Here is an 11819-nt window from a genome sequence, read left to right as displayed (position 1 = left end):
GGTGGCACGGGGCTTTCCCGTCATCGGGCTTGGTTTCGTCGACGCGCCGTGTGCCCCCGTCGACTGGCCGTGAACCCACGGGGGGAGTGCGACACGGCTTGCAGGAAAAGGAGGACGCATGGTGGTGAATGTGCTCTATTTCGCGGCGCTGCGCGATGTGCTCTCGAGCGAAGGGGAGCGTATCCCCTTGCCGGAGACGGTGCATACGGTGGGCGCTCTGCGGACGTATCTGGGCAGCCGGGGGGCGCAATGGGCGCCTTTGCTCGAGTGGCAGAATCTTCGCTGTGCGCGCAATCGTAGCCTGTGCGGTTGGGACGAGCCGGTCTGCGATGGGGACGAGATCGCCTTTTTTCCCCCCGTCACCGGAGGTTGAGCGCATGGACGTGGTGCGGGTACAGTCCGAGGATTTCGACGTCGGGGCCGAGAGCGAACGGCTGCACCGGGCGGCCGACGAGGTGGGTGGGGTCGTCATCTTCATCGGGACGGTACGGGGCGGGGCTGTGCGGGCGATGACGCTCGAGCACTATCCAGGTATGACCGAGAAGTCGCTCGAGACTTTGGTCGAGGAGGCGCGCCGGCGGTGGTCTTTGGCGGCGGTCACGGTGATTCATCGCTTTGGGCGATTGTTGCCGGGCGAGCGCATCGTGTTCGTGGGGGTGGCGAGCCGCCACCGCGCCGAAGCGTTTGCGGCCAGCGAATTCCTGATCGATCGCCTCAAGACCGAAGCGCCGTTTTGGAAGAAAGAAGAGACGGAAGAAGGGACCCGTTGGGTCGAGGCAAAGGAGGGAGACGAGGATAGGGCGCGCCGTTGGTGATCACAGCGCACCCTGCTCAATCCGCGTCGTTTTACTTCTTGCCGCCTGGCTGCTGTTGCGCCCCGGAGATCATGTTCTGCCAGGCTTCGGTGGTCATTTTCGACATCTGCTCGAGCACGGCGCGCGATTGGTCGATCGCGCTCTGCACGGCTTTCATCGGGTCTTCACCGCCCATTTTCGGCAGATTGGTGCCCAGCGATTGCACGGCCTGCGTCCATTCCTGGGAACCCGTGGTGATCGCTTCGGAGACGAGGCGGTTGAGCTCGGCCTGGGCCTTGACGGTGAGTTGGGCGATCTCGTTGATGCAGCCCATGATTTTTTCGGCCGATTTCTGCGCGAACTCCTGGCGCAGTTTCAATTGCTCCTCGGGCGCTTGGGCGGCGAGCAGCGCTTGAGTGCTGCGCGCGCCTTCTTCGAAGAGGGCTTTGGCCGTTTCGATCTGCAGCGCGAGCAGGCGCTGGGTGTTGTCGATGGCCATCTGGGTGAATTTCATCGCGTTTTCCAATTGCTTTTGCTGCAATTGCGCCAAATTGTTTTGAGTCTTCATGATCTGCTCCCGCAGTAAGTATGGTGACGGACGTGGATAAAACGCTTTTTTTACTATAGCATCGTTCCTAGAAGGGTGCAAGAAAAATGTGATGCACTGCACAATGCCACCGGCTAAATCTTTTGGCATTTTTTGCTCCGTCGGGCTTGAATTTCTCCTATCCGGCACCTATATACAAGGCATCCATTGCTTTCCTTCGACGGAGCGTTCCATGAGATTCGACAAACTCACCACCAAGTTCCAGCAGGCGCTTCAGGAAGCGCAGAGCATCGCGGTGGGGCACGACAACCAGTTCATCGAGCCGCAGCATCTGCTGCTCGCGCTGCTCGAGCAGGAAGACGGCTCGACCGTGAGCCTGCTGCAGCGCGCCGGCGTCAATGTCGCCGGGCTCAAGGCGGCCTTGCACCAGGCGATCGATGCGCTACCCCAGGTGCAGGGCACGGGTGGAGAGGTCCAGATCGGGCGCGATCTGGCCAACCTTTTGAACCTCACCGACCGCGAGGCGCAAAAACGCGGTGATCCTTACATCGCCACCGAAATGTTCCTGCTCGCGCTCACCGAAGACAAGGGCGAGACGGGGCGCCTCGCGCGCGAGCACGGCTTGACGCGCAAGGCGCTGGAGGCGGCCATCGAGCAGATGCGCGGCGGGCAGAAGGTGGAGACGCCCGAGGCCGAGGCGCAGCGCGGGGTGTTGGAGAAATATACCATCGACCTCACCGAGCGGGCGCGTCGCGGCAAGCTCGATCCGGTGATCGGGCGCGACGACGAGATCCGGCGCACCATCCAGATCCTGCAGCGACGCACCAAGAACAATCCCGTGCTCATCGGTGAGCCCGGCGTGGGTAAGACGGCCATCGTCGAGGGGCTCGCGCAGCGCATCGTCAATGGCGAGGTTCCCGAGAGCCTGCGCGACAAGCGCATCCTGGCGCTCGACATGGCGGCCTTGATCGCCGGGGCCAAGTACCGCGGCGAGTTCGAGGAGCGCCTGAAGGCCATCCTCACCGAGATCACCAAGGAAGAGGGGCGCATCATCCTCTTCATCGACGAGATCCATACCGTGGTGGGCGCAGGCAAGGCCGAAGGGGCGCTCGATGCGGGCAACATGCTGAAGCCTGCGCTCGCGCGCGGCGAGCTGCATTGCATCGGCGCGACCACGCTCGACGAGTATCGCAAGTACATCGAGAAGGATGCCGCGCTCGAGCGCCGTTTCCAGAAAGTGATGGTCGAGGAGCCTACCGTCGAGCAGACCATTGCCATCTTGCGCGGGCTACAGGAGAAGTACGAGATCCACCACGGCGTGGAGATCACCGATCCGGCCATCGTCGCCGCGGCCGAGCTCTCGCACCGCTACATCACCGACCGTTTCCTGCCGGACAAGGCGATCGACCTCATCGACGAGGCGGCCGCACGCATCAAGATGGAGATCGACTCCAAGCCCGAGGCGCTCGACAAGCTCGAGCGGCGCATCATCCAGCTCAAGATCGAGCGCGAGGCGGTGAAGAAGGAGAAGGACGAAGCCTCGCAGCGGCGTCTGAAGCTCATCGAGGAAGAGCTCGAGCGGCTGCAGCGTGAATACAGCGAGCTCGAAGAGGTGTGGAAGGCCGAGAAGGCGCGCATCCAGGGCACCAAACACCTCAAGGAAGAGATCGACCGCCTGCGGGCGCAGATGCTGGAGTATCAGCGCAAGGGGCTGCTCGACAAGGTGGCCGAGATCCAATATGGACGGTTGCCCCAGCTCGAGGCCGAGCTGAAGAAGGCCGAAGAGGCGGAGAAATCCGGCGCGCCGTTCAAGCTCTTGCGCATCCAGGTCGGCGCCGAGGAGATCGCCGAAGTGGTCTCGCGCATGACGGGCATTCCCGTGAGCAAGATGATGCAGAGCGAGCGCGAAAAGCTCCTCAAGATGGAAGAGCATTTGCATCAGCGGGTGGTGGGGCAGGACGAAGCGGTACGGCTCGTCTCCGATGCCATCCGGCGCTCGCGCGCGGGTCTGGGCGACGAGAACCGTCCCATCGGCTCCTTCCTCTTCCTCGGGCCGACGGGGGTCGGGAAGACGGAACTGTGCAAGGCGCTCGCCGACTTCCTCTTCGATTCCGAGGATCACATGATCCGCGTCGACATGAGCGAATACATGGAGAAACACTCCGTGGCGCGGCTCATCGGTGCGCCTCCGGGCTACGTCGGCTACGAGGAAGGGGGCTATCTCACCGAGCAGGTGCGGCGCAAGCCCTATAGCGTGATCCTCTTCGACGAGGTGGAGAAAGCGCACCCGGACGTGTTCAACGTGCTGTTGCAGGTGCTCGACGACGGTCGGCTCACCGACGGCCAGGGACGCACGGTGGATTTCCGCAACACCGTGATCGTGATGACTTCCAACCTCGGCAGCCAGCGCATCATGCAGATGTCCGGGGACGACTATCAGGTCATCAAGCTCGCCGTGCTCGCCGAGGTGCGCGGGTTCTTCCGTCCCGAGTTCCTCAACCGCATCGACGAGGTGGTGGTGTTCCATCCGCTCGCCGAGGAGCACATCGCCGGGGTGGCGCGCATCCAGCTGCGCCGGCTCGAGGCGCGGCTCGCGCGTATGGACATGGCCCTCGAGGTGACGGAAGAGGCCCTGCGCGAACTCGCCAAGGCGGGCTACGACCCGGTCTACGGCGCGCGGCCTTTGAAGCGGGCGATCCAGGACCTCATCGAGAATCCGCTCGCCAAGGCGATCCTCGAAGGTCGTTTCGGACCGAAGGATACGATTCGCGTCACGGTGGAGAACGGGATCTTCCGCTTCGACAAGATCTGATCAGAGCCGAAAAGCAGTGCAGGCGGGGCCGCGGCGAGGGGTGCCTCGCCGTGTGCCGACGCGATCCATCCGAAAGATGGGCCCGCTGCGTGCATCCGTTTAGGCGCTCGATTGAGGCACGAACGCCGAGCGCTTTTTCTTCGAGGGTCCGAGAGCCGGCAAAGCAGCCGGCTTTTTTTCAGGGTAGGGAAATACGGTACCAAGGGGGCGTTTTTTCGCCTTTGGTCTTGGCGCTCCGACTGCGATCATGGATGTATCGGGTAGAAGGAGGGCCACGACGTGGCCGAAGAGAGCGATCTCGAAAAGACCGAACAGCCATCACCACGGCGGTTGGAAAAGGCGCGTGAAGAGGGTCAGGTCCCGCATTCGCGTGAACTCGGGACCTTTCTCGTGCTCTTCGTCGGCGTGATCACCTTGATGATCGCAGGGGAGTGGATGGGCCGGCGTTGGATGGGGGTGCTGACTCAGGGGTTCGCTTTCGAGCGCGATACGGCTTTCGATTTGACGCGGATGCTGGGGATATTGCAGCGGCTGTACGTCGAATCGCTGATCTCGTTCGCGCCGCTCTTGCTTTTCTTGATGCTCGCTGCGGTGGCAGGTCCCCTGATGCTGGGTGGGCTGGTGTTCGCTCCCAAGACCTTGGGTTTCCGTCTCGGGCGGCTCAATCCGATGAATGGCTTGCGCCGTATGTTTTTTTCGCTGCATGGGGCGATGGAGGTCGTCAAGTCGCTACTCAAGGTCTCGGTGGTGGCGGCGATGGTATGGATTACCTTTCGGCGTGAGCGCGACGTCGTGCTCTCTTTGAGCGTTCTGCCGGTGAGCGATGCGGCAGGAAGTTTTTTGCGCGAGATGCTATTCGGGGCTTTGCTGATCGTGTCCGGACTCGCGCTGATCGCTGCGGTCGACGTGCCTTTCCAATTGTGGCAGTACTACAAGAAACTACGCATGACCAAAGAAGAGGTCAAGCGGGAATACAAGGAACAAGAAGGGGACCCGCACCTCAAGGCGCGTATCCGTTCGGTGCAGCGCGAGATGGCGCGTAAACGGATGATGGCCGAGGTGCCCAAGGCCGACGTGGTGGTGACCAACCCGACGCACTTCGCCGTGGCTCTGAAGTATGATCAAAAATCGATGGCCGCTCCCATGGTGGTGGCCAAGGGCAGGGGGGTCATCGCGCAGAGGATCCGCGAACTCGCCGACGAAGCCCAGGTGCCCCGCGTGGAGGCTCCGCCCTTGGCGCGTGCGCTCTATGCGCACGTCGAGATCGGCGAGACGATACCGCCGACCCTCTTCGCGGCAGTAGCCGAGATTCTGGCCTATGTGTTTCAATTGGATCGCTGGATGGCCCAGGGTGGACCCAAGCCCCAGCCGCCACAAGAAGTGCCGGTGCCACCAGAACTCGATCCGGGTGAAGTGGCCACGGCAGAGGCTGGGGACGGGGAGCCGTGAGCGCGATGTGCGCCGTAAGGGAGTGAGACGATGGCAGGAGAGCGGACCTTGATCGATTGGCGAACGTGGTTCGTGCCTTCGAAAATGCGCTTGCTGGCCGCGCCGGTGTTCATCTTCGTCGTGCTGTCGATGATGGTGCTGCCGCTGCCGCCCTTTGCGCTGGATCTCTTCTTCACGTTCAACATCGCCATGTCGGTCGTGGTGCTGTTGGTGGCGATGTATACCGTGCGCCCGCTGGATTTTTCGGTATTTCCCACCGTTTTGCTGGTCACTACGCTGCTGCGCCTTGCGCTGAACGTGGCGTCCACTCGCGTGGTGCTGCTACACGGACACACGGGGCCGGATGCGGCCGGGCGGGTGATCGAATCCTTCGGTCAGTTCCTCGTCGGTGGCAACATGGCCATCGGCATCGTAGTGTTCGTGATTCTGGTGATCATCAACTTCGTGGTGATCACCAAGGGTGCCGGGCGCATCGCCGAGGTGAGTGCGCGCTTCACCCTCGATGCCATGCCCGGCAAGCAGATGGCGATCGACGCGGATTTGAATGCCGGTCTCATCGATGAAGCGGAGGCGCGGCGCCGGCGCAAGGAAATTTCGCAGGAGGCCGATTTCTACGGCGCGATGGATGGTGCGTCGAAGTTCGTGCGCGGCGACGCGGTGGCTGGAATCCTGATCCTGCTGATCAATATCCTGGGCGGGCTCATCGTCGGGGTGGTCGGTCACGGCATGGATCTGTCGCGCGCGGCCGATGCCTACGTGATCCTGACGATCGGCGATGGGCTGGTGGCGCAGATTCCGGCGCTGATGGTGTCGATCGCCGCCGGTATGGTGGTGTCGCGGGTGGGCGAGGAGTCGATGGATCTGGGAGGGTTGTTGATCCAGCAGGTCTTCACCAACCCGCAGGTGTTGGCTCTGGCGGCCAGTATCCTTTTGGTGATGGGCATGATTCCCGGGATGCCGAACTTCGTTTTCCTGCTCATCGGGGGCACCCTGGGGTGGATGGCATGGAAACGTTGGTCGAACGAACGTCGGCGAGCGGCGGAGCCGAAAACCGTTGCGCCTGCCGCCGTTGCGCCGCAGGAAGAGGTGATCGAGGCGAGCTGGGACGACGTGCAGCCGGTGGACGTCCTGGGCCTGGAAATCGGCTACCGCCTCATCCCGCTCGTCGATCAGTCGCAAGGCGGGGAGCTGCTCAAGCGCATCCGGGGATTGCGCAAGCGGTTTGCCCAGGAGGTGGGCTTTCTGCCCGCTCCCGTCCATATCCGCGACAATCTCGAACTCAGGCCCAACGCCTACCGTATCCTGCTCAAAGGGGTGGAGATCGGCAGCGGCGAAGTCTATCCCGGACAATATCTGGCGATCGATCCGGGGCAAGTGCTCGGCCCGATAGAGGGGCGGCCCGGTAAGGATCCCGCCTTTGGCCTGCCGGCGAAGTGGATCGACGCCGGGCTGCGCGAGCGGGCGCACGCGTTGGGCTATACGGTGGTCGATGCCGCCACGGTCATCGCCACGCACCTCAACCAGGTACTCGTCGAGCATGCCGGCGAACTGCTGGGTCGCGAGGAGACGCAGGCACTGCTCGATCGCATCCAGAAGGAATCTCCCAAACTCGTCGAGGACCTGGTGCCCACCGTGGTGCCGGTGACGACGGTGCAGAAGGTGCTGCAATATCTGCTCGAGGAAGGGGTGGCGATCCGTGACATGCGCACCATCCTCGAAACTTTGGCCGAATGGGCGCCGAAGACGCAGGATCCAGTGGAGCTCACCAGCCGGGTGCGTGAAGCCTTAGGACGTGCCATCGTGCAGTCGCTCGCACCCGGCAGCGGCAAGGTTCCCGTCTTGATGCTGGATCCGGCGCTCGAGCGTATCCTGATGCAGGCCGTGGGTGCGGGCGGAGGTAAGCCGGGGGCGATCGAACCGGGTTTGGCCGACACTTTGCTACGCCAGAGCGGGTTGGCCGTGCAACGTCTGGAGCAACAGGGGCTGGCGCCCATTTTGCTCGTGCCGCCGCAGCTGCGCTGGTTGCTCGCCCGTTTCTTGCGCCGTGCCGTGCCGAATCTCCGGGTGATCGCCACCAGCGAGATGCCCGAGGAGCGCTCGATCGAGATCGTGGAGATGATCGGTTCGCCCGCGTCGTGATGCATCCGTCGTCGGCCGGAGAAAAGCGGGGTTTACCCCGCTTTTTTCATGCGACGAGTCCAGAGGTCGGCCGCCGATAATGGGATCGAGGGGCCGACCGGACGGCCCGTGCATGGGGGAGCAGCCAGATGGACGTCAAACGCTATTTCGCACCGACAGCCCGTGAGGCGCTGCGGCAGCTCAAACAGGAACTGGGCGCGGATGCGATCGTTCTGGCAAACCGCTCCGTCGAGGGCGGCGTCGAGATTCTGGCGCTGCCGGCCGACGCGGTGGGGGCGTTGCCCGGTGGGTCGAGCGCCGCCGCGACGGCGCCTCGGCAGGCTGAATCGGCAGGCGGGCGCAAGCGGGCCGCGGCCGCGGCCTATGCCCAAGCGTCTGCCCCCGAGGAAGAGCCGGTGGTGACGCTCTCCTCTCGCGGACCGCAGCGGCGCAGTGCCCCCGAGATCAAGCCATTCGCTCCGCCGCGCATGGAGACACCGGAATACGTCGTGCGTAAGGAAGAGGAGGAGGCCGAGCGCATTCGCCGGGCGATGGAGGCGGCGCGCAAGGAGCCGCCAGCACCGGAACCGTTGCGCGAGCCGGGTTGGTTCGGTGCGGCGCCCGTCGAGCCCCCGTCTTCGCCGGCGCTGGAGGGCCGCATCGAGGCCCTGCAGGAACAAAACGCTGTGCTCGCACGGCAACTGGGCAAGATCCAGGAGATGATCGAGCGGCAACTCGCCGGATTCGCCTGGAACGAAGCCGTGCGCAAGGCGCCGGCCCGCGCGCGTTTGCTCGGCGAGATGCTGGAGGCGGGATTTTCGCCGGCGCTCGCGCGCGAGGTGTGCGACCGTATCGAGGCGACCGAGGATTGGGACGCCGCGCGCGAAGCGGCCATGGCGCGATTGGGTGCGCGGCTGGAGGTGGTCGGCAGCGACGACGATCTGATCGACCGCGGCGGCGTCTATGCCATCGTCGGCCCGACGGGCGTGGGCAAGACGACCACCACCGCCAAGATCGCCGCCCGCTGCGTGGTGCGCCACGGGGCGGCTCGGGTGGCGCTCATCACTACCGACGGCTACCGCATCGGCGCTCATGAACAGCTGCGCATCTATGGGCGTATCCTGGGCGTTCCGGTGTTCGCCGCACGCGACGCGAACGATCTGCGCGCCACGCTCGGTGAGCTGCGTGGCCGACACATGGTGCTCATCGACACCATCGGCATGAGCCAGCGCGACAAGGCGGTGACCGAGCAGGTGGCGATGCTCATGGGCGCGGGGCCGGTGCGCCGGCTCGTGTGCCTCAACGCCACGAGCCGGGGCGATACGCTCGACGACGTCGCCCGCGCGTTTGGCGGCGAAGGGCTCGCTGGCTGCATCTTCACCAAGGTCGACGAGGCCGCCACCATCGCCGCGGCGCTGGACGTGGCGATCCGGCATCGACTGCGCGTGCACTACGTCGCCAACGGGCAGCGCGTGCCGGAGGATCTGCACTTGCCCAACCGCGCTTGGCTGCTGCAGCGGGCGTTTCGTGGCGCCGGGAGCGAACGGGTGACGATGGCCGCCGACGAGGCGGCACTATGGCTGGCCGCAGCGGTCGGGGCGTGATCGAGGAGAGCATCATGCGTGAAATACTCGGAGACCAGGCAGGAACCCTGAGGCGGCTTTTCCGGCAGCGACCGCCAACCGTCTGTACGGTGTTCTCCACGGGTGCGGGGTGGGCGGATCACACGATGCGGCTCGCTCGTCGGCTGGCGCGCCGCTCGGGACCGGTCCTCGTCGTCGACGAAGCTGTCTCCAGCCAGACTCTACCCGAGGCGGCTGGGGCGGGCCGCACGGCCGATCTATTGAGTGCCCTGGGCTCGACCGAACGCGCGATCCGTCTCCTCGTGGCGCTGCCCGGCGGCGTGAGTTATCTCAACGTGAAGGCGGCGGCGCTCGCGCTTCCCTTGCTCGACGAGATGCGTCGTGAACGCTTGCTGCGTTCGTTTCAAACCTTGTTGCGACCCTTCGAAACGGCGCTGGTCCATGCGGGCCGGGGTGACGCGGCCGATGCGTCTGCCTTTCTCACGAGTGCGCCGAGTGCCGTGGTGCTCGCGGAACTATCGGCCGATGGCGTGCGTGAAGCGCTCGGCCGGGCTCAAGATGCCACGTTGCATGGGCGCTCGCGCCTGGGCGTCGTGACGGTGGGTGGGCGCGATGCCGCCGAGGCCGAGGCTTTCGTGCGCGAGTTGCAAGGAATATGGTGGCGCAAACTCTCTTTACGGGTGGCAGGCTGGAGTCGGCTCGAAACCCTCGATGCGCGCGCATGGCAGGCGATGACCGGCGAGGACGGGGGAATGGCCAAGTCACCCGGCTGGCCCTCGGGGGCGGTCGGGACCCAGGCAGGGACGAACTCATGGTGACGGCTGCGTTGACTCCCTCTGGTAAAAAAATACGAGCTGAGGGAAAATCCCCCCTGTGGGCGGGGTTCGTGCGTAAATTCGAGGCGCGCGATCCGTCGAAACGCAAGGTCGCATGGATGCTGGACGAGACGGGCAAGCCGGACATGGCGGCACTGGTACGGGCGTATGCGCCGATGGTCAAGCGCATCGCCATGCACCTGGTCAACCGTTTGCCGCCGAACGTGGAGCTGGACGATCTCGTCCAATGCGGCATGATGGGGCTGGTGGAGGCCATCGAGCGCTATCGCGACGATGATCGTGCCGAATTCGAAACCTATGCGCTCGCTCGTATCCGCGGTGCCATGATCGATGCCTTGCGCGAGAACGACTGGGTTCCGCGCCAGCTGCGCAAGGAAATGCGCCGCGTCGAGGAGGTCATCGCAGCGCTCGAGCAGCACCTGGGGAGGGCGCCCAGTGAGAGGGAGGTGGCCGAAGCGCTCGGCATCGAACTCGAAGCCTATCAAAAGCTGCTCTCCAAAGCCAAAGGTCACCAGATCCTTTATTTCGACGATTTGATGTACGAACCCGAGGCGGGTGAGGACTTTCTCGAACGCCATCTCGGGGATGACGAGCCGGGTCCCCAGGATCTCACCGAGTCGGCCGAACTGCGGGCGCAATTGGTAAAGAAGATCATCGACTTGCCGGAAAAGGAAAAACTGGTGCTCTCGCTCTATTACGACCATGAGCTCAATTTCAAAGAGGTTGGCGCCGTTCTCGGGGTGAGCGAATCGCGGGTGTCGCAATTGCACGCGCAAGCCATTTTGCGCCTGAGGTCCTTCCTGCTGGGGGAGAAATCCCCGCTGCCACGGGCCCGTCGAGGTCGCCCGCCCAAAGCGGGCCGTATTGCTGAGCGGCCCGACACCACGGCGGACGAAGCCTGACGGCGATGGATGCGACCAGCCTCATCGGCCTCGTCCTCGGGCTGGCGGCCATCGTCGTCGGTCAGATCCTCGAAGGAGGACATATCGGCTCCCTGCTGCAGCCGACGGCGTTTCTCATCGTCTTCGGTGGCACGACGGGAGCCGTGCTGTTGCAAACCCCTTTGCCCATCTTCGTCGGAGCCTTGCGTCTGCTCAAATGGGTCTTCGTCACCCCCGCGGACGATTCCAATGCGCTCATCGAGAAAACCACGGAATGGGGGCGTGTCGCTCGGCGTGACGGCCTTTTGTCGCTGGAAGCGCGGATCGCTCAGGAAAGGGATCCCTTCGTGCAGAAAGGGCTCCAACTACTCGTCGACGGCATCGAGCCGAATCGAATGCGCGAGGTGCTCGAGACCGAGATCGACATGGCCGAGGAACAGTTGAAACTGCGTGCCAAGGTGTGGGAATCGGCTGGTGGTTATTCTCCCACCATCGGCATTCTCGGAGCTGTGATGGGGCTCATCCACGTGATGGAAAACCTCGCCGATCCTTCTCAGCTGGGCGCAGGCATCGCCGTGGCTTTCGTGGCCACCATCTACGGCGTAGGTGCGGCCAATCTCATTTTCATCCCGGTGTCGAAGAAGCTGATGACCCACATCCACACGCTCACGGTGCAACGCCAAATGCTCGTCGATGGACTCGTGGGAATCGCCCAAGGGGATAATCCGAGGCTGATCGAAAGCAGGATGGGGTCGTATCTGGCCGAGATTCGTTCAGGCACTTCCTCCTGAGCGGGGCG

10 protein-coding genes are annotated in these 11819 nt (G+C 63.9%); 9 read left to right on the top strand and 1 reads right to left on the bottom strand.

What is annotated here, in order from left to right:
* Positions 1-118 precede the first annotated feature (118 nt).
* Entirely contained in the window at positions 119-373 is a 255-nt protein-coding gene (locus GV368_RS06380; RefSeq protein ID WP_169115931.1) for a MoaD/ThiS family protein, read from the top strand.
* Between the two features lie 4 nt (positions 374-377).
* Positions 378-815, top strand: coding sequence for a molybdopterin synthase catalytic subunit MoaE (moaE, locus tag GV368_RS06375; protein WP_142811377.1), 438 nt, complete (start codon positions 378-380; stop codon positions 813-815).
* 31 nt (positions 816-846) lie between these two features.
* On the opposite strand, the gene GV368_RS06370 is transcribed toward moaE, so the two are convergent.
* Positions 847-1362: a phasin family protein gene (locus GV368_RS06370; RefSeq protein WP_169115930.1), complete on the bottom strand. Its 516-nt coding sequence runs from the start codon at positions 1360-1362 to the stop codon at positions 847-849.
* Positions 1363-1573: 211 nt separating this feature from the next.
* On the opposite strand from GV368_RS06370, the gene clpB reads away from it, so the two are divergent.
* The 7 genes from clpB to GV368_RS06335 all read left to right on the top strand — a co-directional run bounded on the left by clpB (position 1574) and on the right by GV368_RS06335 (position 11811).
* Positions 1574-4153 carry an ATP-dependent chaperone ClpB gene (gene clpB, locus GV368_RS06365; RefSeq protein WP_169115929.1) on the top strand — a complete coding sequence of 860 codons (2580 nt, stop codon included), beginning with the start codon at positions 1574-1576 and terminating at the stop codon, positions 4151-4153.
* Positions 4154-4432: 279 nt separating this feature from the next.
* Positions 4433-5602: a flagellar biosynthesis protein FlhB gene (gene flhB / locus GV368_RS06360; protein ID WP_169115928.1), complete on the top strand. Its 1170-nt coding sequence runs from the start codon at positions 4433-4435 to the stop codon at positions 5600-5602.
* 30 nt (positions 5603-5632) lie between these two features.
* Complete coding sequence (flhA, locus tag GV368_RS06355) at positions 5633-7741, top strand: flagellar biosynthesis protein FlhA (protein WP_169115927.1); 2109 nt, start codon at positions 5633-5635, stop codon at positions 7739-7741.
* Between the two features lie 128 nt (positions 7742-7869).
* Positions 7870-9324, top strand: coding sequence for a flagellar biosynthesis protein FlhF (flhF, locus tag GV368_RS06350; protein WP_169115926.1), 1455 nt, complete (start codon positions 7870-7872; stop codon positions 9322-9324).
* A gap of 14 nt (positions 9325-9338) precedes the next feature.
* Positions 9339-10121 carry a hypothetical protein gene (locus GV368_RS06345; protein WP_169115925.1) on the top strand — a complete coding sequence of 261 codons (783 nt, stop codon included), beginning with the start codon at positions 9339-9341 and terminating at the stop codon, positions 10119-10121.
* Positions 10122-10237: 116 nt separating this feature from the next.
* Positions 10238-11041, top strand: a complete 804-nt coding sequence (locus tag GV368_RS06340) for an RNA polymerase sigma factor FliA (protein ID WP_169115944.1) — start codon at positions 10238-10240, stop codon at positions 11039-11041.
* Positions 11042-11046: 5 nt separating this feature from the next.
* Complete coding sequence (locus GV368_RS06335; protein WP_169115924.1) at positions 11047-11811, top strand: flagellar motor protein; 765 nt, start codon at positions 11047-11049, stop codon at positions 11809-11811.
* Positions 11812-11819 lie beyond the last annotated feature (8 nt).

The organism is Tepidiphilus baoligensis (genome assembly GCF_012911495.1).
In the GTDB taxonomy this organism is placed as follows: Bacteria; Pseudomonadota; Gammaproteobacteria; order Burkholderiales; family Rhodocyclaceae; genus Tepidiphilus; species Tepidiphilus olei.
This window is presented reverse-complemented; position numbering and strand designations above follow the sequence as displayed.

Coding starts and splice junctions, on each gene's coding strand:
- GV368_RS06380 (WP_169115931.1), top strand. CDS start 119: ATGGTGGTGAATGTGCTCTATTTCGCGGCGCTGCGCGATGTGCTCTCG.
- moaE (WP_142811377.1), top strand. CDS start 378: ATGGACGTGGTGCGGGTACAGTCCGAGGATTTCGACGTCGGGGCCGAG.
- GV368_RS06370 (WP_169115930.1), bottom strand. CDS start 1,362: ATGAAGACTCAAAACAATTTGGCGCAATTGCAGCAAAAGCAATTGGAA.
- clpB (WP_169115929.1), top strand. CDS start 1,574: ATGAGATTCGACAAACTCACCACCAAGTTCCAGCAGGCGCTTCAGGAA.
- flhA (WP_169115927.1), top strand. CDS start 5,633: ATGGCAGGAGAGCGGACCTTGATCGATTGGCGAACGTGGTTCGTGCCT.
- flhF (WP_169115926.1), top strand. CDS start 7,870: ATGGACGTCAAACGCTATTTCGCACCGACAGCCCGTGAGGCGCTGCGG.
- GV368_RS06345 (WP_169115925.1), top strand. CDS start 9,339: ATGCGTGAAATACTCGGAGACCAGGCAGGAACCCTGAGGCGGCTTTTC.
- GV368_RS06340 (WP_169115944.1), top strand. CDS start 10,238: ATGCTGGACGAGACGGGCAAGCCGGACATGGCGGCACTGGTACGGGCG.
- GV368_RS06335 (WP_169115924.1), top strand. CDS start 11,047: ATGGATGCGACCAGCCTCATCGGCCTCGTCCTCGGGCTGGCGGCCATC.